Source organism: Salinicola sp. CPA57 (genome assembly GCF_003206035.1).
GTDB classification, from domain to species: Bacteria; Pseudomonadota; Gammaproteobacteria; order Pseudomonadales; family Halomonadaceae; genus Salinicola; species Salinicola socius.
The window spans coordinates 80029-102590 of record NZ_PZJR01000018.1; the positions used below are offsets into that span (position 1 = coordinate 80029).

Consider the following 22562-nt stretch of genomic DNA (forward strand, 5'->3'; position numbering starts at 1 on the left):
CGCTGGCAGTTGACCAGCAGACTCGTTCTCAACTTTTGGGATTATCGGCCTTGTTGCATTCGCAGCGCGGACTCTCGCTGATCGAAGTCTTGATTGCCATCGTCGTGTTCAGCGTGGGCTTGCTGGGTGCGGCGCGGTTGATCGTCGAGCAACATCAGCTGGAACAGGAGTCTGGCTTTCGGGCGACCGCCACGTTGATGGCGGAGGACCTGCTCGAGCGTGTCAAGCTCGAGGACGCCGATGTCGATCGCTATCTCGGCGATTACGAGTTTGCCGATGCCGGGGCTAGCCCTGACGATGACGAAGGCGTTGAAGCGCCCGGTGGACTGCGCGACTGGGCGGCGACATGGGTCCGTCGTCATGCCCTTCCCGGTGCGAAAGTGTGTTCCCGAAAAGTGTCTACCGGGGATGGAACAGGGAGTGAGATCGGCGTGACCGTGGTGTGGCGGTCTCGTCTCGAAATGACGCCGCCAGATGACCTTCCGACCTGTGTTTCGACCCGGGATTCGCGCCAGCAGCAGCGTTGGGTGGAGCTGACCACCTGGGCGGCCGCCATATGAGAATGCGACTGGAAGCGAGCGCGCACCGCCAGTCAGGCGTGACGCTGATCGAGTTGATGATCGCAATGGTCATCGGCCTGATCATGATCCTGGCGCTTTCGCGGGTCTATCTCTCCAGTGCTGAAAGTGTCCGAGAGGCAGAAGCCCACGCGGCACTGACCGACAAGATGCGGCTGCTGCGTGAGCGTTTCGACTTCGAGTTTCGTCGTGCCGACTTCTGGGGGCGGGTGCCGGCAGACGCGGCCAGGCTCGGCGAGCTGACGCTGGGCGCGGATTGCGAGGGCGAGTTCGCTTTCGGGCGCAACGGGGAGAGTCAGCCGTATCAGCCTCTGGGTATCTGGGCCGCCGACGCGAAGCCTGATGGCTGCAACATCGATGAGGCGATGGACGATCAAAGCTACGTGGCGCTGCGCTACGCTGGCGATTCCTGTTCCTCCGGCTGCGATTCTCCCTCCGTGCGTAGTTTCTACCCTTCCATCTATTTCTTCACGGGCAACGCCCCCGCGCTGCCGGAGCGCGCCAACCGCGATGATAACTGGCAGTACGAGGGCAGCCTTTACTACTTGAAACGCGACAGCACGCTGTGGCGTCTTCGAATTTCCGGCAGCAATCTGAGAAACCAGGAAATTCTGCGCGGTGTCGAGGCGTTGAGCTATCGCTGGCACGACACCAATGAGGATGAGAATGGCGGCTGGGTGAACACCGATCAATTGAGCGTCAGCCGAATGCAGCAGGTCGACGGCGTCGAAATCGAAGCGGTCGTCTCGACCGAGACCCGCGCCACTTATCATGACTCGCGCTCCTATCCGTTGAGGGATGGTCGCGTGGTAGCGACGCAACCGGGCCAGCGCTACCGGCATTTCTCCTTTGTGGTTCCCCTGGAGATGCACCGGTTCGGAGACGGCGATGAGTAGTCGTCTCGGAGCCAGGCGCCAGCAGGGGGTGGTGTTGATCATGAGCCTGATCTTCCTGCTGCTGCTGTCGCTGGCGTCAACGGCGCTGCTAAACACCGTGACATCGCAGAACCGCCTCGGGGTTGTGCATCAGCAGGCGCGCAGCCTGTTTCACTCCCTCCATGGCCGACTGGAAGCTGCCAGTCATGACAACACCACGCTCCGCACGGTTACCCAGACCGCGCAGGCAGGCGAGCCGCTCGATTGGCCACAGCGCGCCGAGGCCGGGCCCGACTTGCAACCGTCGGCGCCCGGTGACCAGATGCTGTCGCTCTCGGTCGAGCTGCTGAGGCCCGGTTACGACTGTCTTGTCACTGGCTATTCCAGCGGTAGCTGCCTGCCGATGGAGCTGCGCGGGGAAGGCAAGCGGGCGGCCGGTCAGGCCGATTCGTTTCAGGCACTGGGTCTTGTCGTTGAAACGATCAACGTCTCCTCCGGGGGCGACAGTCGCGCCGGAATATTCACCGGTCATCGAGGAGAGCAGACACCATGAGGATCGTGCTCCGCGGCCTGCCGATACTGTTGCTGGCGGCTGTCGCCTGCGTCGCGGGGGCCGACGACACCGATATCTATCGCAGTCTTTATGACATCGAAGAGCGAGGCGGTAACCCGCAGGTGATGATCCTGTTCGATACCTCCGGGAGCATGCGTGATGTCATCCCCGGCCAGCAGGGCAATCAGACCAAGATTGCCGTTGCCAGATCGGTGGTCGACAGCCTGGTGCGAGATAACCCCAAGGTTAACTTCGGATTGTCGATCTTCAACTACAATGGCCCCTCGCCCGACGGTGGACGGATCATTTTTCCTTTGCCGGGAGAGGGGCTCGATAGCAGTGACCAGCAGCAAGTCGCGCTGCTTGATACGCTTCATAACTTGGACCCTCGCACCTCGACACCGCTCTGCGAGGCGTATTACGAGGTCTATCGCTATTTCGCTGGGCAAGCGCCGTGGAATGGCACGCGACGGCGCGAGGGTGCCGATCTCAATCCGACTTATGCGGATTCCGCCATCGCCAACGGGCGTTATCGATCTCCGCTGCGTCCCTGCGAGCCGATCTACGTGATCTACATGACCGACGGCGTCCCTCAGAATGACACCGAGGCGAATTCGTCGATTACCCGTCTGGTTGCTGGCAGCGAGTTTTACCGTGGCTGTGGACGTTATGATGCGCTGGACTCTCAAGCACGGAGAACGGTCTCTCGAAATTGCATGCCTGAGCTGGCCGAGTACATGCAGCAGCTCCAGACGTTCTCCGACGGCGAGCTGGCGCGCGGCCCCGTCACGACCTATACCATCGGCTTCGACACCGATCAGCAACTGCTGGCGGATACTGCCTCGCCGCTGAACGTCGATAGCGATAGCTGCCCGGTTGCGCGTCAGGATACGCGCTATCACGGCATTGGTGCCTGCGTGGGCTATTTCACGGCCACCAATGCCGAGCAGCTATACACGGCCTTCCAGGTGGCGATCGACGACGTGCTCTCGCGCAGCACGACCTTCTCCGCGCCGGCGGTCTCCGCCGCCTTTACCAGTAACACCCAGAGCTTCGACAGGCTCTACCTGCCGCGCTTTTTGCCACGTAACACGCCGCGTTGGAGCGGCAATCTCAAGCGTTTGCGCTTCGTGGCGCAAGACTCCTGGACGGATCGGTTGGGCCGCGACGCCTTCAACGCTTCCACCGGAGACATTCTGGATACGGCTTCCACCTGGTGGAGCGACAGGCTGGATCTCGACGAGCCGGACGGCAATACCGTCGAGGCGGGCGGGGTCGGCGGACTGCTGCGCCAAACCGTCGACCGGGCGCTGCGAACCACCGACCATGATGGGCGCCAGATCGTTACCGACGTCGAGGGTGCCCTGGTCGATTTTCGCGCCGGGGAAGGATGGATGCGTGATCCCGCGGCCTGGGGCCTGGCGGCGGAGACCCCGGCTGCGGCATTGGCGACGCTGATCGACTGGAGTCGGGGCCGGGATACCGAGGACGAGGATGGCGACGGCAATCGCCAGGAGGCGCGTCCTTGGCTTCTCGGCGACATCCTCCATTCAGACCCGATCGCGCTCAACTACGGCGGGGAGAGCCAGGACGCGGAGAAGCTGTATCTCGCCTTCGGGACGAATGCGGGCTACCTGCACTTCGTGGACGGCGATACCGGGGATGAACAGTGGGCTTTCACGCCGCGAGCACTCGGGCCGCTCCATGCGGTGCTGCGCGAGAACCGCGAGGTGATCTCCTCGGATGAGACCTTGCAGCACCCTTACGGCATTGATGGCCCACCGGCCTACGTTCGTATCGATGCCAACGGCGATGGGCGCATTCGTGCCAGTGACGGCGACCGAGTCATCCTGGCATTCGGTTTACGCCGTGGCGGAGATCGCTACTATGCAATCGATGTCAGCGATCCTCTCGCGCCCCGGCTCGCCTGGGAAATCGAGCCGAAGGGTGACTTCGCAGAGCTTGGGCAGAGCTGGGCGGCGCCGATCCCGACCCGCGTGCCGGGACATGCCAATCCGGTCTTCGTGATCACTGGCGGCTATGACACCGGACGCGACGACCCGACGCGGGATGCCAATGACCCGGACGCCATGGGACGGGCGGTCTATATCGTCGATGCCCTCGACGGCTCGCTGGTCTATCGCGCCGATGCGTCCATGCCAGAGCGGTTCATCGGCGACGGCATTTTTGGCCACGCCATGCCGGCAGCCCCCGAGGTCGTGGATATCGACAGTGACGGCGTCGCCGATCGTATCTATCTCGCCGATGTCGGCGGCAATCTCTGGCGGCTCGATCTCGATCCGACCGTGAGCGCCGATGCGTGGCACATCCTTCAGGTTGCGAAGCTGGGCGGCAGTGGGCGTAACAACCGTCGCTTCTTCAACAGCGTGGATTTCGTCAGCCAAGTGGCAGGAGGCCGCCGCCAGGCGCTACTTCTGATTGGCAGCGGGGATCGCGCCAATCCCAAATCCGGCGGCGAGGGCGGGCGTGGGGCGCCGGTACGTGATGCCTTCTTTGCGATACGCGATGCGGTCAGCGACGCGCAGTTTTCCACTGACGAGCCGGTCAAGCCGGTCGACCCCGATCAGCTTGTCGACGTCACCAACGACGCCTACTGCAGCCACGACCGCAGCGACCGCGACCGCCTCTGTGCCGATGTCTGGGCGCGGGAGGCCGGGTGGATCATGTACCTGGATAACGGTTATGCGCTGCCGCTCCCCGGTGCCAAGGTGCTTTCCGAAAGCGTGACCATCAACGGCGTGACCTACTTTTCCGCCTACGTGCCAGAAGTGCCAACATCGATCTGCGTGCCAGTCATCGGCCGCAGCTATCTGTTTGGACTGGCGCTGCTGACAGCCCATGGGGCGCGAAGGGTGAATCTTCCCGACGACAGGCTGGATCGCAATACACGGGCGGTCGAGGCAGGGGAGTATCTGCTTGGCCGGCCATCGCTGATCGTACGTGATGGCGAGCTTTTCCTGCAGGGAATCGGGACGGCGAATCTGGCTCAACTCGTCGGCGAGGACGCGCGTGGCGACGCCGGCGGCCTCGCGCTGCCCTATCGCACACGGCGGACCTACTGGTATGAAATGGAGGAGCCTTCACCATGATGCGGACGCAGCGCGGCTTTACGCTGATCGAGTTGATGATCACCGTCGCTATCGTGGGCATTCTAGCGGCGATTGCCATTCCCAATTATCAGCAGTACGTCGAGCGTTCGCGCCGCAGCGCTGGCCAGGCGGCTTTGCAGAGTGCCATGGCACGCCAGGAGGCCTACTACAGCCAATACCTGACTTATGCGCCAAGCGTCGAGGTGCTGACGAGCGACGAGGCCGGCGCACTCGATACCGACGATTATCGAATCGAGGTCTGCGGCGATCAGGCAGGTTGCAACGATGCCGACGACGATCAATACGTGCGGATGACCGCCACGCCGTTAGCCGATAGCCCGCAGCAGGGTGACGGCATTCTATGGCTTGATTCGCGGGGTGATAGAGGGATCATCCGCAATGGCATGGAGTGGGGGCCATGGTGACACGATTTCGGTATCTTTTTATGGCGATGACCGTCATAAGCGCCGCGGCTCTCGCCGACGAGCAGAAGTGCCTGGTACGCCAGCCCGGTGGCGGGCTCGAGATCCGCCATATCGAGATTGCCGATGATCGCCAGGCGACGTTTACGCTCCAGCACTACTTGGATGCGCATGAGCGGCCGGGACAGATTGTGGAAAGTTGCATCGATCTGGGAAGGCACTTTGACTCGGCGAAGGCGCGTGAGAGGGACGCAAAGTCGCCACGCTGAGCCTGCGACCGCTAACCTATCAATGGCTCACGGCTCGGGGGCCACCACACAGCCCGCGCTATTGCCGTACTCCACTCTGATTCTGCCCGCGTCGTTGACGATGACTTTGTTGCTACCACTGTGATTACACAGTGTGAAGCTTGTCATTGATGTGTGAAGTTGCCAGGGGGCGCTGGGGAAGACGATGGCGCTGGAACTGCTTCGGCGCAGTTCAACCCCTTCTACTTCGTGCCTGCCCGACAGACGGTTGGCGTTGCCGTCCGCCAGATCCCACTGATAACCCGCCAGCCAATCATCGCCACAGCCCGCGATGCCAGACGCTGTAACTGGACACAGTTGCCATGAGCGGCGCGTCGAAGTCGATAGCTGACGTAGTCCCTCCAGCCGCTGCTGCAATGCTTGCGTTTCCACGCGAAGACGGTGAGCGTCTATCCATCCGCTGGCCGAAAGGGAGATCCCGGCCACGATTGCCATGACCGCCAACGTGACCATCAACTCGATAAGAGTGAAGCCACGCTGGCGGTGGAAAGCGCTCTTCGCGCCTTGGCTTGAGGGCATGATGCGGTCCGGGTGCCGGGCGAATGGTAGAATCGCCCTTTTGTCAGGATATCGACAGCATGCAGGATTTCTTGATCGTGGGCGGGGGTGTCATCGGCATGATGACGGCGCTGCAGTTGGCCGATGCCGGCCATTCGGTGGCGCTGGTCGAGCGCGGCCAGTGTGGCCGTGAAGCCTCCTGGGCCGGCGGCGGTATCGTCTCGCCGCTTTACCCGTGGCGTTACTCGAAAGCGATCTCGGCGTTGTCCAGCTGGTCCGAGGGGCGCTACCCCGAGCTGGCCGGGCGGCTGCTCGAGGAGACCGGCATCGATCCCGAATATCGCCAGAAAGGCCTGCTCTATCTACGAGTCGAGGATGTCGACATCGCCCTCGCCTGGGCGCGGGACGTCGCCAAACCGCTGGCGCGCATCGATGCCGAAAGGCTCTATGCCAAGGAGCCCAATGCGGCACCGGGCTTCGATGGCGCGTTATGGATGCCGACGCTCGGCAGCATCCGCAATCCGCGGCTGGGTCAGGCGCTGCGGGCACGCCTGCTGCAGATGCCGACGGTGAATCTGCACGAGCAGTGCGAGGTATCGGCGCTGATTCGCGAGGGGGATGCCATTCGGGGCGTGGCGACGCCCCAAGGCGCGATCCGCGCCGGCCACACCGTCGTCTGTGCCGGCGCCTGGTCGCGAGCGCTGCTGGCGGAGATCGGCGTCGAACTGCCAGTCCGGCCGGTCAAGGGCCAGATGATTCTGTTCAAGGCGCCGCCGGGGCTAATCGAGCGTGTCGTGCTCAAGGACGGACGCTACGTGATTCCCCGCGGGGACGGCAGGGTGCTGGCGGGGTCGACGCTCGAGGAGGTCGGCTTCGACAAGCAGACGACCGGAGAGGCCTATGCCTCGCTTCGTGCCAGCGCGCTCTCCATCGTTCCCGCGTTGGCCGACTGTCCGGTCGAGCATCACTGGGCGGGTTTACGTCCGGGCTCGCCCGACGGCGTGCCGATGATCGGGGCCGTGGCAGCGTTCGAGGGGCTGCATGTCAACGCCGGCCACTACCGCAATGGCCTGGTGCTGGCGCCGGCCGCCACCCGGCTGCTGGTGGACCAGTTGATTGGCTGTGAACCGATCGTCGACCCTCGCCCCTACTTGCCTGGCTCTTGTCCGCCCCATTCCGAGCGGCCGGCAGGTTGAGCATCGATGGGGTTTTGCCTCTATGGATCGCATGCGCGAAAATGGCCCAAAGGGTTGCCGCAGCGACGGTTTCCCGTTGGATGGTGGTTCCCGTTGAACAGTGATCAGCGCGCCGCTGCTTATCTGGAGGGCTTTCGATCTGTGGATACCGCGATCCGGAGAAGCCCACCTGCTTGGAGAAATCGATGGCGATGCAAGATCTGACCCTGGTGATGGCGCAACTGGACCCGATGGTAGGTGATATCGCCGCTAACACCGCGGCGGCCATCGAGGCAGTGCGCGAGGCGCGACTCGAACACGGTGCGGATGTCGTCGTGTTCAGCGAGCTGTTTCTGACCGGCTACCCGCCGGAGGATCTGCTGCTGCGCGAGGCGATGGAATCACGCCTGCAGGACGCGCTGGAAGAGATGGCACGCAAGATCGACAAGATCGCCCCGGAGACGCTGGTCATCATCGGCTACCCGGGGGTGCGTCGCGGCCAGCGCTACAATCTGGCGGGCGTGCTGCTGGGCGGTGAGTGGCGCGGCGAGTATGCCAAGCAGGCGCTGCCCAACTATCAGGTCTTCGATGAGGATCGCTATTTCGAGCCGGGGCACGAGCCGCTGATGATCGAGCATAAAGGCGCCAGGCTCGGCATTCTGATCTGCGAGGATCTCTGGGACGGTGCGCCGGTGCGTCAAGCGGCCGAGGCTGGCGCCGACATTCTGGTGACGCTCAATGCCTCGCCGTTTCATCTCGACAAGCCTGCCGAGCGCGAGCGTCTGTTTGCCGAGCGCGCGCGGGAAGTCGGCAGGCCGCTGGTCTACGTCAACGCCATCGGCGGGCAGGACGAACTGGTGTTCGATGGCGGCTCGCTGGTGCTTGACGCCGCAGGGGAGGTGGCCGTTCGCGCCCCGTTCTGGCAGGTCGGGCTGATGCCGGTGCGCTTCACGCGAGATGAAGCGAGCTGGGAGCCGCAAGGCGGCGAGCGAGAGCCGCTGCTTGGCGCCGAGGAAAATCTCTACTGCGCGCTGGTCACCGGGCTTCGCGACTACGTCAACAAGAGCGGCTTCAAGGGCGTGGTAATGGGGCTTTCCGGCGGTATCGACTCGTCGTTGTCGCTGGCGATTGCGGTCGATGCACTGGGGCCGGATCGCGTCCATGCGGTAATGATGCCGTATCACTATACCGCCGAGATCTCCCAGGCCGACGCCGCCGAACAGGCGAAGATGCTGGGTGTCGGTTATGAGGTGATGCCGATCGCGCCGATGGTCGAAGCGTTCACCGCAACGCTCGCCGACAGTTTCAGCGGTCTGGCGGCCGACACGACGGAAGAGAACCTGCAGTCCCGCGTGCGCGGCGTGCTGCTGATGGCGATCTCCAACAAGAAGGGGCTGATGGTTCAGACTACCGGCAACAAGAGCGAGATGGCAGTGGGCTATGCCACGCTCTACGGCGACATGGTCGGTGGCTACAACGCACTCAAGGATGTCTACAAGACTTGGGTCTACCGCCTGGCCAACTGGCGCAATGCTCAGGAGCCGGCGATCCCCGAGCGGGTAATCACGCGTCCGCCGTCTGCCGAGCTGGCGCCGGATCAGCAGGACAGCGATTCCCTGCCGGGTTATGACGTGCTGGATGCGATTCTCGAACGCTATATCGAACGCGACATGAGCGCCGAGGCGATCATCGAAGCCGGTTTCGAGCGCGACGACGTCTATCGGGTGGTCAAGCTGGTCGATCGCAGCGAATACAAGCGACGCCAGGCGCCAGTGGGGGTTCGGGTGACACTCAGGGGCTTCGGCCGCGATCGGCGTTATCCCATCGTCAACGGTTGGCAGCCGGGGGCTTAGATCACCGCGTGACCCACGAAAAGCGCCGCTTGCNNGCAAGCGGCGCTTTTATTCCTGAGCTCGTAGCTCGTAGCTCGTAGCTCGTAGCTCGTGACTCCTGGTGTCTAGCCGTTCAACGTCAGCGGCGGATTGACGTCGACATGCCTTGGCACGAAGGTGTCGCCATCGAGCTGGCTGTTGTCGGGATCGTTCTCGATCAGCGTCTGGAGCACGGTCTCGGCGCGGTCTCGCATGTTCAAGCCGAGGTAGCCTTCCACCATGACCGCCAGGGCGTCACGCGTTGCTGCGGCTTTCGGGTAGTGCTCGATGACCCAGCGACCGCGTTCGACCGCGGCGACGTAGGCGCCTTTACGAAGATAGAAGTCGGCGACTTGCAGCTCGTGGCGCGCCATGACGTTGCGCAAATAGATGATGCGCTGGCGAGCGTCCGGGGCGTAGGCGCTATCGGGGAAACGCCGCACCAGTTCGCCGAAATCGACGTAGGCATCGCGGGACGCGCCGAGATCACGCTTGGAAATATCGATCAGTGCCAGGCTCTCGAGGCTGAAACGCCCCGCCTGGTAAGCACCGAGCCCGCGCATGTAGTAGGCGTAATCGACCTGCGGATGATCCGGGTGAAGACGGATGAATCGGCTGGCGGCCGCGCGGGTCTTCTCCCAATCCTCGACCTCGTAATAGGCATAGATCAGTTCGAGCTGGGCCTGTTCGGCATAGCGCCCGAACGGGAAACGAGTATCCAGCGCTTCCAGCTGAGTCACGGCAGCGCTGTAACGGCCGGCATCGAGGGAGCTCTGGGCCTGCTGGTACAGATCCTGTTCCTGCATGTCGGGGGCTGGCTCGTTGCTGGCGCAGCCAGCGAGCAGGGCGCCTGCCAACAACAGGGCGGCCAGAGCGGAACATCGCGCAGAAAATCGCATCATCATCCTCGTATCAACCATTCCTTGGCGGCCGTGCTAGAATCCGCCGAATCCGGCTCACTATAAAGCAAACCCGTGTACTGACGAAACGTACTAACAAAACGTACTGACGAAACGCGCCGACGAAACGTACCGGCAAAACGTACCGGCGAACGGAACCGACCCCCACGTATGGCCGACATCCTAAAGCGTGACGAACGCGTACCCGAGCACCTGGCCGGGCGACGTCTCGACCAGACTGCCGCTGAAATGTTCCCTGAATTCTCGCGAGAACGCCTCAAGGGGTGGATACAGCAGGGGGAATTGACGATCGACGGGCAAAAAGCCCGGCCCAAGGATAAGGTGATCGGCGGCGAGCGGCTAGCGCTCGACACCCAGCTCGAGGAGGAAACTCGCTGGGAGCCTCAGGCAATTCCCTTGTCCATCGTCTTCGAGGATGACGACGTCATGGTGATCGACAAGCCTGCCGGTCTGGTCGTCCATCCTGCCGCCGGCAACCCCGACGGCACCCTGCTCAACGCCCTGCTGCATCATCATGGCGCGCTGGCGGCGATTCCGCGTGCGGGCATCGTCCACCGGCTCGACAAGGACACCACCGGATTGATGATGGTGGCCAAGACGTTGAGGGCGCAGACGGCGCTGGTGGCACAGCTGCAGGCGCGAACGGTGTCACGTGAGTACGACGCCATCGTGGTTGGCGCGATGACCGCGGGGGGCAAGGTCGACGCACCGATCGGCCGCCACCCCAAGGATCGTCAGCGCCAGGCCGTGACCGAGTCGGGCAAACCGGCGGTTACGCACTATCGGGTCCAGGAGCGTTTTCGTGGCCATACCCACGTTCGCTGTCGACTCGAGACCGGCCGCACGCACCAGATCCGGGTGCATCTGGCCCACGTTCGTTATCCGCTGATCGGTGATCCGGTCTACGGTGGGCGGTTCAAGCTGCCCCCCGGCGCTGGCGAATCCCTGAAGACGCTGCTGAGAGAATTTCCGAGGCAGGCCCTGCATGCGCATAAACTGCGCTTCGAGCATCCTGTCAGCGGCGCGCCGATCGAGTGCAAGGCGCCGTTGCCGGATGACATGTTTCTGCTGCTGGACGCGCTTCGCGAGGATCAGGAGGCCGATTGATGCATTCAGAATCGTGTTCGTCGACGCTGACGAACGAGCCCGAGACATCGGCAATGGACGCGCCGACGCTGCTGCTGCCTGACTGGTCCGCGCCGAGTACGGTCGGCGCTTTCGTCACCACGCGTGAAACCGGCCCCAGCCGCGGCGATTTCGCGGCGTTCAATCCGGCGGCTCACGTCGGTGACGATCATGAGACCGTGGTCCGCTGTCGAGATCGGCTGGTCACCGAGATCGGCGATCAGCGGCCGCTGTTGTGGCTCGATCAGGTGCATGGCGCCGGCGTCGTTCAGCGCGACCGGCCGAGCTATCGTCGACAACCTCCGCAGGCCGATGCCTCGGTAGCGTTCGACCGCGGTCATGCCTGCGTCATTCTGACCGCGGATTGCCTGCCGGTCTTTTTCTGCGATCGCCAGGGGACACGTGTCGGACTGGCCCACGCTGGCTGGCGCGGTCTCGCCGGCGGCGTGCTGGAAGCCAGCGTGGCGGCACTGAACGTCGATCCCGAAGAGCTGATGGTATGGATGGGCCCGGCGATCTCCAACGCCCAGTTCGAGGTCGGCCCGGAGGTGTTCGAGGCTTTCGTCGCCATGCAGCCCGAAGCCGAAAACGCGTTCGAGCGCAGCCCCTATCGCCTGAACCATTACATGGCGGACCTCTATCGCCTCGCCCGGCTGCGACTGGAGCGCATCGGCATCGTCTCGATCAGCGGTGGACACTTCTGCACGGCCTGCGAGTCTCGCTTCTACTCCCATCGCCGCGATGATGGCCACACGGGGCGAATGGCCAGCGCGATCTGGTTGCGCTGAGTCGCCTGCCCTGTCGCTGGCCCGCTCTCTTTTCATGAATTTCATTCGTCTGTGGCGTTCTGTCGCGGCGAATTTTTCATTCGCCTCGCTTGAAAAGATCCAACATACCTCCATTTAAGTGTCAACTAATGAAAACGACGGGCCGCCGAGAACTCTCGTGTCGGCTGCTGGAGGTAGACCTATGCGTATGGATCGCATGACAACCAAGCTGCAGAACGCGCTCGCCGAAGCACAGTCGCTGGCGGTAGGGCGTGGGCATAACCAACTCGACCCCGGCCATCTGCTGATGGCGCTGCTCGAGTCACGCGACAGCGGCATCAAAGGGCTGGTGCAGAAGGCCGGGGGCGAGGTCAGCCGGTTACGCGAAGGGCTGACCCAATATCTCGGCAATCTTCCCGAAGTGGGTCAGTTCGATGGCAATGTCGGCATGAGCCAGGATCTGGCACGGCTGTTCAACCTGGCCGATCGGGAAGCCCAGACCCGCGGCGATCAGTACATCGCCATCGAGCTGGTGCTGCTCGCCGCGCTGGACATGAAGAACGGGCTGACCAAGGTACTCACGCAAGCCGGGCTGGATCGTAAGCGTCTCGCCAGTGCGATCAGTGAGCTGCGCGGTGGGGCCAATGTCGATGACGCCAACGCCGAGGAGAAACGCGAGGCGCTGGAGAAGTACACGCTCGATCTGACCGCCCGTGCCACCGAAGGCAAGCTGGATCCGGTGATCGGCCGCGACGACGAGATCCGTCGTACGATTCAGGTGCTGCAGCGCCGGACCAAGAACAACCCGGTATTGATCGGCGAGCCCGGCGTGGGCAAGACCGCCATCGTCGAAGGGCTGGCGCAGCGTATCGTCAACGGTGAAGTGCCGGAGGGGCTCAAGGACAAGCGTGTGCTGTCTCTCGACATGGGCTCGCTGCTGGCCGGCGCCAAGTTCCGCGGCGAGTTCGAGGAGCGGCTGAAATCCGTGCTCAGCGAGCTGTCCAAGGAAGAAGGGCGCGTCATTCTGTTCATCGACGAGCTGCATACCATGGTCGGCGCCGGTAAAGGCGAAGGTGCCATGGACGCCGGCAACATGCTCAAGCCGGCGCTGGCGCGCGGCGAGCTGCACTGCGTCGGCGCCACCACGCTCAACGAGTACCGGCAGTATATCGAGAAGGATGCCGCGCTGGAGCGCCGTTTCCAGAAAGTGCTGGTCGACGAGCCGTCCGAGGAGGACACCATCGCCATCCTGCGCGGCCTCAAGGAGCGCTACGAGGTTCATCATGGCGTCGATATCACCGATTCGGCGATCATCGCCGCGGCCAAGCTGTCGACCCGGTACATCACCGATCGCCAACTGCCGGACAAGGCGATCGATCTGATCGACGAGGCGGCATCGCGCATCCGCATGGAGCTCGACTCCAAGCCGGAGGAGATGGATCGGCTCGACCGGCGCCTGATCCAGCTCAAGATGGAGCGCGAGGCGCTGAAGAAGGAGACCGACGAGGCGTCCAAGAAGCGGCTCGACAATCTCGAAGCCCAGATCGACGAGCTCGAGCGCGAGTACGCCGACCTCGAAGAGGTGTGGAAATCCGAGAAGGCCAGCATCCAGGGCGCGGCTCAGTACAAAGCCGAGCTCGAGCAGGTGCGGATCGATCTCGAAGCGGCGCGACGTCAGGGCGACCTGGGTCGGATGTCCGAACTGCAGTACGGCGTGATTCCCAAACTCGAACGACAGATCGCCGAGAGCAACGATAGCGAGGGCCCGGATCCCGCCAAGCACCAGCTGCTGCGATCCAACGTCACCGAGGAGGAGATCGCCGAGGTCGTCTCGCGCTGGACCGGCATTCCCGTCGCCAAGATGCTCGAGGGCGAGCGTGACAAGCTGCTGCGCATGGAGGACGCGCTGCACGAGCGGGTCATCGGCCAGGACGAAGCGGTCAAGGCGGTGGCCAACGCCGTACGCCGCTCGCGTGCCGGGTTGTCCGATCCGAACCGGCCCAACGGCTCGTTTCTGTTCCTCGGCCCCACCGGCGTGGGCAAGACCGAGCTGTGCAAGTCGCTGGCCAACTTCCTGTTCGATACCGAAGAGTCGATGGTGCGCATCGACATGTCGGAGTTCATGGAGAAGCACTCCGTCGCTCGCCTGATCGGTGCGCCTCCCGGTTATGTCGGTTACGAGGAGGGCGGTTATCTGACCGAGGCCGTACGCCGCAAGCCCTACTCGGTGCTGCTGCTGGACGAGGTCGAGAAGGCGCATCCGGATGTGTTCAACATCCTGCTGCAGGTGCTGGAAGATGGCCGCCTGACCGATGGTCAGGGGCGCACGGTGGATTTCCGCAATACCGTGATCGTGATGACCTCCAACCTGGGCTCCGACATCATCCAGCGCATGGGTGGCGAGGAAACGGAATACTCGGCAATGCGCGATGCGGTGATGACGGTGGTAGGCAACCACTTCCGGCCGGAATTGATCAACCGTATCGACGAGGTCGTGGTGTTCCATGCGCTGGGCCAGGAGCAGATTCAGGCGATTGCCTCGATCCAGCTCGATCGCCTGCGCAGCCGTCTCGCCGAGCGTGACCTCGAGCTCGAGGTCAGCAGTGAGGCGATGGCGCAACTGGCGGTGGTCGGCTTCGATCCGGTGTTCGGCGCGCGTCCGCTCAAGCGTGCGATCCAGAGCCGGATCGAGAACCCGCTGGCGCAGGATCTGCTGTCGGGCCGCTTCCTGCCGGGCGACACCATCCGTGTCCGCGCCGACGGCGATCACCTGGTCTTCGACAAGTAACGGGTCGGCCCGGCGATGCGCCGGGCCGATCATCGTTTCCAACGTTTCAAGTCAAACGGTCGCGTCCTGACCGTCTTCCCGCCCGTGGCGTCCAACGTCACGGGTTTTTTACGAGCGTGGTTCGCCCCGCGGCGACAGCTTCTCCTGCATTTTCTCCAGCGCGACGCCCTTGGTCTCGGGCATCAGGAAGGCGACGAAGACGACCTGCAGCACCATCATGAAGGCGAAGAACGCAAACACCGGCCCGCCGTTGAATACGCTCAGCACCCAAGGCGTGACCAGGGTGATGACGGCGGCGAAAAACCAGTGGGTGAAACTGCCGAGCGATTGTCCGCGGGCGCGTTCACGGTTGGGGAATATCTCCGAGATGAAGACCCAGATCACCGTGCCCTGACTGATGCCATGGGCAGCCACGAACAGGCACAACTGCAACGGAATCAGCGCGCCGCCGAGGTTATCGGTAAAGAACGCATGCGAGATGACCGACAGCGAGATGATGTATCCCACCGAGCCGATGTACATCAGCGTTCGCCGCCCGAAGCGATCGATCAGCGCCATGCCGATCATGGTGAAGAGCACCATGATCAGCCCGATGCCGGCGGTGGAGAGCAGGGCGGCGTTGTCGCCCAGCTGCGCCGACTCGAGAATGCGGGGCGCGTAATAGAGCACGAAGTTGATGCCGGTGAACTGGTTGAAGAAGGCGATCAGGAAAGCCAGCGTGATGGGCAGTCGGTAGCGGCGCGAGAAAAATCGCGACTGGACTTTGCTGTCTTCGCGATCGGCGGCCTGGATCTCCTCGATCTGGGCCTGGTTATCGCGTTGCGGGTCGATCTGATCGAGCACCTTGGCAGCGGCGCGCGTGTCGTTGCGGTTGAGAATCAGCCAGCGCGGACTCTCCGGCACCTTGAGTAGTGCCAGCGTGTAGACGAGGGCCGGGACGGCTTCGATGCCGACCATCCAGCGCCAGGCGTCGTCGCCGAGCAGGCTGCCCAGAATGGCGTTGGAGACGTAGGCCATGAAGATCCCGAACACGACGTTGAACTGATACAGCGCGACCAGGTTGCCGCGACGTTCAGCCGGCGCGATCTCGGAAATGTAGGCCGGCGCCGCGACCGAGGACATCCCCACCCCGAAGCCGCCGATCAGACGGAAGAACGAAAACCAGAACGGATCGGTCGCCAGCGCCGATCCCACGGCGGAAACTAAATAGAGCACGCCAATGACGAAGAGCGTCGTGCGTCGGCCTAGCCGGTCGGTCGGCCAGTTGCCGAAAATGGCGCCGAGTACCGTGCCCCACAGCGCCATCGACATGATGAAAAGGCCATGCTCGAGATCGCTCAGCCCCCACAGCGCCTGGATGGGTTTGTCGGCACCGGAGATCACCGCGGTATCGAAGCCGAATAGAAAGCCGGCCATGGCCACGAACGCGGACCATTTCACAATGGGGGACATGCGCGTTACTCCAACGAGTGGGTTTGTCTGCCGATCATCATCGATGCTCACATCCAGTACAGCAGTGATGTCTCGTTGGCGCCGCGCAAAGCGATCCAACTTTAGTCGGCGTCAGCCGCGGTATTCAGACGATATTCCCGCCGAAGACTCGACTGGCGGCGTCGAAGGTTGACAGCCCCGGAGTGCTGGGGGAATCTATGCGATTCCTGATTGCGGGCGCAGCCAATGACGGGTGATCCCCGGCCGCTGCGTGAAGGGTAGGTTCCCAGTGACCTCTACCCGCCTGTCGAAGGAGACCTTTCTCAGCTTTGTTGGGAAACCAAGGGCGCGGGCCAAACGCCTGTTCCCCGCCAACCCCGATGCGGCGATCTGCCGTATCAGGAATCGCCAACGCCCAGGCGCGACCGATTCCTATGAGTGCGGGTCCTCACCCCGGGCCCAGGACGCCAGGATATGGCATCAGGCGTCGACCGCAGGTCGACAGCGGCTTACCGCCGTGATTGAGCTTCGTTTCCGTGTATCGCGCCAATCGTTCACGGATCGGGTTTTGTGATCAAAACCGCGAAGCGGCACTCGAACTTCCAGGGGAGACTCACCAGTGGAATTACTTTCCGGCGCCGATATGATCGCCCGCTTTCTGAAAGACGAAGGCGTCGAGCGTATCTATGGCTACCCGGGCGGAGCGGCGTTGCACATCTACGATGCCCTGTTCCGTCAGGATAGCGTTCAACACATTCTCGTTCGGCATGAACAGGCTGCGACCCACGCCGCCGATGGCTACGCCCGAGCCTCCGGCAAACCCGGCGTGGTGCTGGTCACCTCCGGCCCCGGCGCGACCAACGCCGTCACCGGCATCGCTACCGCCTACATGGATTCGATCCCGATGGTGGTGCTGTGCGGCCAGGTCGCCAGTCACCTGATCGGCGAAGATGCCTTTCAGGAGACCGATATCGTCGGCGTTACCCGGCCGGTGGTGAAACATAGCTTCTCGATCAGGCACCCCAGCCAGATTCCCGAGGTGCTGAAGAAAGCGTTCTACCTGGCCGCGACCGGTCGGCCAGGGCCGGTGGTCGTGGATATTCCCAAGGATATGACCGCGCCCACCGAGCGCTATGAATACGTCTATCCGAAGAAGGTCAAGATTCGTTCCTACAACCCGGTGACCCGTGGGCACAGCGGCCAGATCAAGAAGGCCGTCGACATGATGCTCAAGGCGCGCCGGCCGGTGTTCTACACTGGCGGCGGTATCGTCACCGGCCGGGCGTCGGAGGCGTTGACCGATCTGGTCCAGCGGCTCGGCTTTCCGATCACCACCACGCTGATGGGGATCGGCGGTTATCCGCAGGGCGACCGCCAGTCGCTGGGCTGGCTCGGCATGCACGGCAGTTTCGAGGCCAACATGGCGATGCATCATGCCGATCTGATCATCGCCATCGGCGCGCGCTTCGACGACCGCGTCACCAACAACACCTCGAAGTTCTGTCCCACGGCCAAGATCGTGCATGTGGATATCGATCCCAGTTCGATCTCCAAGACCGTGCGCGCGGACGTGCCGATCGTTGGTGCGGCCGGCAGCGTCATCGACGAGATGATCAGCCTGATCCAGGGCCGCGAGGCGTCCAACGCAGAGTCGCTGGGCGAGTGGTGGAAGAGCATCGAGGGCTGGCGTTCCGAGCGCGAAGGCAAGCTCTACGAGCCTTCGAAGCCAGGCGAAGCGCTGAAGCCGCAGGAGGTGATCGAAGCGGTCTATCGCGCCACCCACGGCGAGGCGTTCGTGACCACCGACGTGGGTCAGCACCAGATGTTCGCGGCGCAGTACTACAAGTTCGCCAAGCCCAACCGTTTCATTACCTCCGGCGGCCTCGGCACCATGGGGTTCGGCTTCCCGGCGGCGATGGGCGTCAAGCTCAGCTATCCGCAGGACGACGTGGTCTGCTTCACCGGCGAAGGCAGCTTCCAGATGATGATGCAGGAGCTGTCGACCTGTAAGCAGTTCGACGTCGGCGTCAAGATCGTCAACCTCAACAACCAATCGCTGGGGATGGTGCGCCAGTGGCAGGACTTGAACTACAAGTCGCGCCACGCCCACTCCTACATGGAGTCGCTGCCGGACTTCACCAAGTTGATCGAGGCCTACGGCTTCACCGCGATCAAGGTGAAGACGCACGACGAGCTGGCTCCGGCGCTGGAGCGTGCCTTCGCCGATACCAACGAGCTCGTGTTCCTCGATATCTATGTCGATCCATTCGAGCACGTCTATCCGATGCAGGTGCCGCTGGGCTCCATGCGTGACATGCTGCTTTCGAAGACGGAGCGGACCTGATGCGCCATATCATCTCGATCCTGCTGGAAAACGAACCCGGCGCCCTGTCCCGCGTGGTGGGGCTGTTTTCCCAGCGCAACTTCAATATCGAAACCCTCAACGTGGCGCCGACCGAAGACCCGTCGCTGTCGCGTCTGACCGTGACCACGGTGGGCGATGACCGGGTGATAGAGCAGATCACCAAGCATCTCAACAAGCTGATCGACGTGGTCAAGCTGGTCGACCTGACCGAGGGCAATCACATCGAGCGCGAACTGATGCTGGTCAAGGTCAAGGCGCTGGGCGCGGCCCGCGACGAGGTCAAGCGTACGGCGGACATCTTCCGCGCGCAGGTCGTCGACGTCACGCCGAGCGTCTACACAGTCCAGATTACCGGCGATGCCGGCAAGCTCGATGCTTTCGTTCAGGCGATGGCGCCGATCGGCATTCTGGAAGTGGCACGCACCGGCGTCTCGGGCATTGCCCGTGGGGACAAGCTGCTCACGCTGTAACTACGATCCATCGCCAGACCCACGCCCGGCAGAAGCGATTCTGTCGGGCGTTTTGCGTTTTCAGACGCGTCGGGGCCGGGTCAGTTAGGCAGCTGGGCCCACAGCGCCTCGATCAGCGCACTCTTCAAGCGGCGCTTGAGCACGCACAGGCCGACATCGTAATGAGGTAGCTCCGGCTTGACCGGCAGAATCGTGATCCGATCCAGCAGGGGGCTGTTGTCGAGCACGATGCGCGGCACGATACCGACTCCGAAACCCAGTCCGACCATGCTGACGATCGCTTCGTTACCGGCTACCTGGGCATAGATGCGGGGGCTGATGCCCATGGCTCGGAACCAGGTATCGGCATGATCCCGCGACAGGCCGGATTCGGACAGGATCATCGGGACGCCTTTCCACTGCGAGGGCGTTGGCGTTTCCGGCGTGGCGGGCAGCCAGTCGGCGCCATCACGCGGGGCAATGAACACCAGCGGCGAGGTGGTCAGCGGCTTGAAGGCCAGTGCGTCCGGCAGGCTACGGGGGCGCGCGGTGATGGCGATGTCCTCGTTTTCGGCCTGGACCCGGGCAATGGCGTCCGCGGGATCGCCGGTATGCAGCTTGATCTCGATACGCGCATGACGCTGGCGGAACTCGCTCAACAATCGGTAGAGGAAGCTGTAGCTGGCGGTGACCGAGCAGTAGATGCTGATCTCGCCGGCCAGCTCGCGGGTTTCCGCCATCAGCGTGGCCTGCATCGCCTGCCACTGCTCCAGGGTTTCCCGAGCGTAGGAGTGAAACAGCTGACCTTCCCGCGTCAGCGTGACATGACGGTTGTCGCGCTCAAACAGCGTGACGCCGAGCGTCTCCTCCAGCTGGCGGATCGAACGACTCAGCGTGGATGGACTGACATGGCAGGCATCGCTGGCTCGGCCGAAGTGAAGATGATCGGCCAAGGCGAGGAACTGGGTGAGGGGACGGTAATCCATGGTCGTTTCATTTATCGAAATGTCGTGTTGCAAATATAGCGTTTTACGCAACACGTTGCCTGGCTTATCGTGGCGCCAGGCTAGAACGAAGCCCGTCGCGGCAGACGCCGGCGGCGGCCGTCAACGCTGTCACTTTTGTAAAGACGTCTGTTTTTCGACGATGACAGTTCCGAGCGCCACGCTCACCAGATTCGATTTCCGGAGTTCGATATGCACGTTTATTACGACAAGGATTGCGACCTTTCGCTGATCCAGGCCAAGCAGGTCACTATCGTTGGCTACGGCTCCCAGGGCCATGCCCATGCCAATAACCTGAAAGAGTCCGGCGTTGACGTGACGGTCGGTCTGCGCAAGGGTTCTTCCTCGGCGGCCAAGGCCGAGAGCGCCGGCCTCAAGGTGGCGAGCGTCGCCGAGGCGTGCAAGACCGCCGACGTGGTCATGATTCTCGCGCCGGACGAAAACCAGAAGGTCATCTATGAGCAGGATATCGAGCCGAACCTGAAAGAGGGCGCCACGATCGCCTTCGCTCACGGCTTCAATATCCATTACAGTCAGGTGGAACCGCGCGCCGATCTCGACGTCATCATGATCGCGCCCAAGGCGCCGGGCCATACCGTGCGCTCCGAGTTCGTCCGCGGTGGCGGCATCCCGGATCTGATCGCCATCCATCAGGATGCGTCCGGCCAGGCCAAGGAGATCGCACTCTCCTACGCGGCGGCCATCGGCGGCGGCCGTAGCGGTATCATCGAGACGACCTTCAAGGACGAGACCGAAACCGATCTGTTCGGTGAGCAGGCCGTTCTCTGCGGCGGCGCGGTCGAACTGGTCAAGGCCGGTTTCGAAACGCTGACCGAAGCCGGCTACGCGCCGGAGATGGCCTACTTCGAGTGTCTGCACGAGCTCAAGCTGATCGTCGACCTGATGTATGAAGGCGGCATTGCCAACATGAACTACTCGATCTCGAACAACGCCGAGTACGGTGAGTACGTGACCGGTCGCGAGATCATCAACGATCAATCGCGCGCCGCCATGAAAAAGGCGCTGCAGCGCATCCAGGACGGTGAATACGCCAAGATGTTCATTGCCGAGGGCGCCTGTAACTACGCCTCCCTGAACGCACGCCGTCGTCAGACCGCCGAACACCCGGTCGAACAGGTGGGTGCCAAGCTGCGCGGCATGATGCCGTGGATCACCGCCAACCAGCTGGTCGACAAGAGCAAGAACTGAAGCTCGATCCGTGAGTTCCAGCAGGGGCGCGACGAGGGTCGCGCCCCTGTTTTTTTGCGCATCCGTCGGTGGGGGACGCGGCTTTTTATACAGGCATCTGTCGAGATTCCCGCTAGGCTGTAGAATGAGCCGGCTTTTATGCCCGAGCGCACTCGCCACTAATAGGACTCGCTTCATGACGCAGGATGACCGCCACCACGAGCAAGAGCCCGAAACCATAACCATCGGTGCTACCTCCCCACTGTACGACTCTCCGTTGTATGACGACGAAGATGAAGTCATCGAGGAGACGGTCGAAAACGGCAAGCGGATACGCCGTCGCGGTATCTATCTGCTGCCCAACCTGTTCACGCTCTCGGCACTGTTCGCGGGTTTCTATTCCATCGTGGCAGCCATGAACGGGGACTACGCCAAGGCGGCCATCGCTATCTTCGTCGCCATGGTCCTCGACGGACTGGACGGGCGCGTAGCCCGGTTGACCAATACACAGAGCGCCTTCGGCGCCGAGTTCGACAGCCTCGCCGACATGGTCTCGTTCGGCATGGCGCCGGCTCTGGTCGCGTTTACCTGGATTCTGCAGGACGTCGGCAAGCTCGGTTGGATCGCGGCGTTCATCTTCGTCGCGGGTGCCGCCCTGCGTCTGGCGCGGTTCAACGTCCAGATCGGCAGTGTCGACAAGAAGTGGTTCGTCGGTTTGCCCAGTCCCTCGGCAGCGGCAGTCGTGGCGGCTTGCGTCTGGGTCTTTCACACCTTCGATGCCGAATCGCTGGGCTTCAAGGTGCTGATGATCATCGTGGTAGCCGCGGCTGGTGTGTTGATGGTCAGTAACGTTCGCTATCACAGCTTCAAGGAGATCGATTTCAAGGGGCCGGTGCCATTCGTCTTCCTGTTGGCGATCGTGCTGCTGTTCGTGCTGATCTCTATCGAACCCTCGGTCATGCTGCTGGCACTGTTCGGTTGCTATGTCGTTTCCGGTCCGGTTCTGGCGCTGGGACGCTTGAACAAGGCGCGTAGAGAGAAGCGGCGAAGCGAAGCGGGCGGCCAGAACGCCCAGGATGATTAAAATCTGAAATTGCTCTCGCATTGCTGAAACGCCCGCCCTGCGCGGGCGTCG

General features: G+C 62.7%; 19 protein-coding genes. 15 read left to right on the top strand and 4 right to left on the bottom strand.

Features of this window, described 5'->3' with window-relative positions:
- Nucleotides 1-50 precede the first annotated feature (50 nt).
- Genes pilV through DOM36_RS18650 form a run of 6 tightly spaced genes read left to right on the top strand, consistent with a single transcriptional unit; the run spans nt 51 to nt 5807 of the window.
- On the top strand, nt 51-560 hold the full coding sequence (gene pilV / locus DOM36_RS18625; protein WP_157958684.1) for a type IV pilus modification protein PilV: 510 nt from the start codon (nt 51-53) through the stop codon (nt 558-560).
- Nucleotides 557-1474, top strand: coding sequence for a prepilin-type N-terminal cleavage/methylation domain-containing protein (locus DOM36_RS18630; protein ID WP_110643993.1), 918 nt, complete (start codon nt 557-559; stop codon nt 1472-1474). The genes pilV and DOM36_RS18630 overlap by 4 nt, the downstream gene beginning before the upstream one ends.
- Nucleotides 1467-2006: a hypothetical protein gene (locus DOM36_RS18635; RefSeq protein WP_110643994.1), complete on the top strand. Its 540-nt coding sequence runs from the start codon at nt 1467-1469 to the stop codon at nt 2004-2006. Before DOM36_RS18630 ends, DOM36_RS18635 begins: the two co-directional genes overlap by 8 nt.
- Nucleotides 2003-5116, top strand: coding sequence for a PilC/PilY family type IV pilus protein (locus tag DOM36_RS18640; RefSeq protein ID WP_110643995.1), 3114 nt, complete (start codon nt 2003-2005; stop codon nt 5114-5116). The genes DOM36_RS18635 and DOM36_RS18640 overlap by 4 nt, the downstream gene beginning before the upstream one ends.
- Nucleotides 5113-5541, top strand: coding sequence for a type IV pilin protein (locus DOM36_RS18645; RefSeq protein ID WP_280952812.1), 429 nt, complete (start codon nt 5113-5115; stop codon nt 5539-5541). Before DOM36_RS18640 ends, DOM36_RS18645 begins: the two co-directional genes overlap by 4 nt.
- A complete protein-coding gene (locus DOM36_RS18650; RefSeq protein WP_075570194.1) occupies nt 5535-5807 on the top strand; it encodes a hypothetical protein in 273 nt (90 codons plus the stop codon). Before DOM36_RS18645 ends, DOM36_RS18650 begins: the two co-directional genes overlap by 7 nt.
- A 27-nt stretch (nt 5808-5834) precedes the next feature.
- Here the strand turns inward: DOM36_RS18650 and DOM36_RS18655 are convergent, their stop codons facing one another.
- Nucleotides 5835-6365 carry a prepilin-type N-terminal cleavage/methylation domain-containing protein gene (locus DOM36_RS18655; protein WP_083941772.1) on the bottom strand — a complete coding sequence of 177 codons (531 nt, stop codon included), beginning with the start codon at nt 6363-6365 and terminating at the stop codon, nt 5835-5837.
- Nucleotides 6366-6424: 59 nt separating this feature from the next.
- Between DOM36_RS18655 and thiO the strand changes: the two genes are divergently transcribed.
- Nucleotides 6425-7540: a glycine oxidase ThiO gene (thiO, locus tag DOM36_RS18660; protein ID WP_075570193.1), complete on the top strand. Its 1116-nt coding sequence runs from the start codon at nt 6425-6427 to the stop codon at nt 7538-7540.
- A 191-nt stretch (nt 7541-7731) separates the two neighbouring features.
- Entirely contained in the window at nt 7732-9372 is a 1641-nt protein-coding gene (locus DOM36_RS18665; RefSeq protein ID WP_075570229.1) for an NAD+ synthase, read from the top strand.
- Nucleotides 9373-9476: 104 nt separating this feature from the next.
- Here the strand turns inward: DOM36_RS18665 and DOM36_RS18670 are convergent, their stop codons facing one another.
- Nucleotides 9477-10289, bottom strand: a complete 813-nt coding sequence (locus DOM36_RS18670) for an outer membrane protein assembly factor BamD (RefSeq protein WP_075570228.1) — start codon at nt 10287-10289, stop codon at nt 9477-9479.
- Nucleotides 10290-10460: 171 nt separating this feature from the next.
- Here DOM36_RS18670 and rluD point away from each other — a divergent pair, with 171 nt between their 5' ends.
- The 3 genes from rluD (at nt 10461) to clpB (ending at nt 14990) form a co-directional block, all read left to right on the top strand.
- Nucleotides 10461-11417 carry a 23S rRNA pseudouridine(1911/1915/1917) synthase RluD gene (gene rluD / locus DOM36_RS18675; RefSeq protein WP_075570192.1) on the top strand — a complete coding sequence of 319 codons (957 nt, stop codon included), beginning with the start codon at nt 10461-10463 and terminating at the stop codon, nt 11415-11417.
- A 53-nt stretch (nt 11418-11470) separates the two neighbouring features.
- Nucleotides 11471-12223 (top strand): peptidoglycan editing factor PgeF, encoded by a 753-nt coding sequence (gene pgeF / locus DOM36_RS18680; RefSeq protein WP_232823926.1) that lies wholly within the window; start codon nt 11471-11473, stop codon nt 12221-12223.
- Between the two features lie 181 nt (nt 12224-12404).
- Nucleotides 12405-14990, top strand: coding sequence for an ATP-dependent chaperone ClpB (gene clpB, locus DOM36_RS18685; RefSeq protein WP_075570191.1), 2586 nt, complete (start codon nt 12405-12407; stop codon nt 14988-14990).
- Between the two features lie 108 nt (nt 14991-15098).
- Here clpB and DOM36_RS18690 read toward each other — a convergent pair whose 3' ends face one another.
- The gene (locus DOM36_RS18690; RefSeq protein WP_110643997.1) at nt 15099-16442 is read right to left on the bottom strand and encodes a sugar porter family MFS transporter; all 1344 of its coding nucleotides are present in this window, start codon (nt 16440-16442) and stop codon (nt 15099-15101) included.
- Between the two features lie 598 nt (nt 16443-17040).
- On the opposite strand from DOM36_RS18690, the gene DOM36_RS18695 reads away from it, so the two are divergent.
- Together DOM36_RS18695 and ilvN are read left to right on the top strand one after the other, a co-directional pair.
- Nucleotides 17041-18765, top strand: a complete 1725-nt coding sequence (locus DOM36_RS18695; RefSeq protein WP_110643998.1) for an acetolactate synthase 3 large subunit — start codon at nt 17041-17043, stop codon at nt 18763-18765.
- The gene (gene ilvN, locus DOM36_RS18700) at nt 18765-19256 is read left to right on the top strand and encodes an acetolactate synthase small subunit (RefSeq protein WP_075561369.1); all 492 of its coding nucleotides are present in this window, start codon (nt 18765-18767) and stop codon (nt 19254-19256) included. Before DOM36_RS18695 ends, ilvN begins: the two co-directional genes overlap by 1 nt.
- A gap of 80 nt (nt 19257-19336) precedes the next feature.
- Here the strand turns inward: ilvN and ilvY are convergent, their stop codons facing one another.
- Nucleotides 19337-20221: an HTH-type transcriptional activator IlvY gene (ilvY, locus tag DOM36_RS18705; RefSeq protein WP_075570188.1), complete on the bottom strand. Its 885-nt coding sequence runs from the start codon at nt 20219-20221 to the stop codon at nt 19337-19339.
- A gap of 210 nt (nt 20222-20431) precedes the next feature.
- Here ilvY and ilvC point away from each other — a divergent pair, with 210 nt between their 5' ends.
- Together ilvC and pssA are read left to right on the top strand one after the other, a co-directional pair.
- Nucleotides 20432-21448, top strand: coding sequence for a ketol-acid reductoisomerase (gene ilvC, locus DOM36_RS18710; protein ID WP_075570187.1), 1017 nt, complete (start codon nt 20432-20434; stop codon nt 21446-21448).
- Between the two features lie 175 nt (nt 21449-21623).
- Nucleotides 21624-22511, top strand: coding sequence for a CDP-diacylglycerol--serine O-phosphatidyltransferase (pssA, locus tag DOM36_RS18715; protein WP_075570186.1), 888 nt, complete (start codon nt 21624-21626; stop codon nt 22509-22511).
- Nucleotides 22512-22562 lie beyond the last annotated feature (51 nt).

What these genes read in the sequence shown, in the direction of transcription:
- DOM36_RS18630 (WP_110643993.1), top strand. Translation starts at nt 557, where the DNA reads ATGAGAATGCGACTGGAAGCGAGCGCGCACCGCCAGTCAGGCGTGACG.
- DOM36_RS18635 (WP_110643994.1), top strand. Translation starts at nt 1,467, where the DNA reads ATGAGTAGTCGTCTCGGAGCCAGGCGCCAGCAGGGGGTGGTGTTGATC.
- DOM36_RS18640 (WP_110643995.1), top strand. Translation starts at nt 2,003, where the DNA reads ATGAGGATCGTGCTCCGCGGCCTGCCGATACTGTTGCTGGCGGCTGTC.
- DOM36_RS18645 (WP_280952812.1), top strand. Translation starts at nt 5,113, where the DNA reads ATGATGCGGACGCAGCGCGGCTTTACGCTGATCGAGTTGATGATCACC.
- DOM36_RS18650 (WP_075570194.1), top strand. Translation starts at nt 5,535, where the DNA reads ATGGTGACACGATTTCGGTATCTTTTTATGGCGATGACCGTCATAAGC.
- DOM36_RS18655 (WP_083941772.1), bottom strand. Translation starts at nt 6,365, where the DNA reads ATGCCCTCAAGCCAAGGCGCGAAGAGCGCTTTCCACCGCCAGCGTGGC.
- thiO (WP_075570193.1), top strand. Translation starts at nt 6,425, where the DNA reads ATGCAGGATTTCTTGATCGTGGGCGGGGGTGTCATCGGCATGATGACG.
- DOM36_RS18665 (WP_075570229.1), top strand. Translation starts at nt 7,732, where the DNA reads ATGCAAGATCTGACCCTGGTGATGGCGCAACTGGACCCGATGGTAGGT.
- DOM36_RS18670 (WP_075570228.1), bottom strand. Translation starts at nt 10,289, where the DNA reads ATGCGATTTTCTGCGCGATGTTCCGCTCTGGCCGCCCTGTTGTTGGCA.
- rluD (WP_075570192.1), top strand. Translation starts at nt 10,461, where the DNA reads ATGGCCGACATCCTAAAGCGTGACGAACGCGTACCCGAGCACCTGGCC.
- pgeF (WP_232823926.1), top strand. Translation starts at nt 11,471, where the DNA reads ATGGACGCGCCGACGCTGCTGCTGCCTGACTGGTCCGCGCCGAGTACG.
- clpB (WP_075570191.1), top strand. Translation starts at nt 12,405, where the DNA reads ATGCGTATGGATCGCATGACAACCAAGCTGCAGAACGCGCTCGCCGAA.
- DOM36_RS18690 (WP_110643997.1), bottom strand. Translation starts at nt 16,442, where the DNA reads ATGTCCCCCATTGTGAAATGGTCCGCGTTCGTGGCCATGGCCGGCTTT.
- ilvN (WP_075561369.1), top strand. Translation starts at nt 18,765, where the DNA reads ATGCGCCATATCATCTCGATCCTGCTGGAAAACGAACCCGGCGCCCTG.
- ilvY (WP_075570188.1), bottom strand. Translation starts at nt 20,221, where the DNA reads ATGGATTACCGTCCCCTCACCCAGTTCCTCGCCTTGGCCGATCATCTT.
- ilvC (WP_075570187.1), top strand. Translation starts at nt 20,432, where the DNA reads ATGCACGTTTATTACGACAAGGATTGCGACCTTTCGCTGATCCAGGCC.
- pssA (WP_075570186.1), top strand. Translation starts at nt 21,624, where the DNA reads ATGACGCAGGATGACCGCCACCACGAGCAAGAGCCCGAAACCATAACC.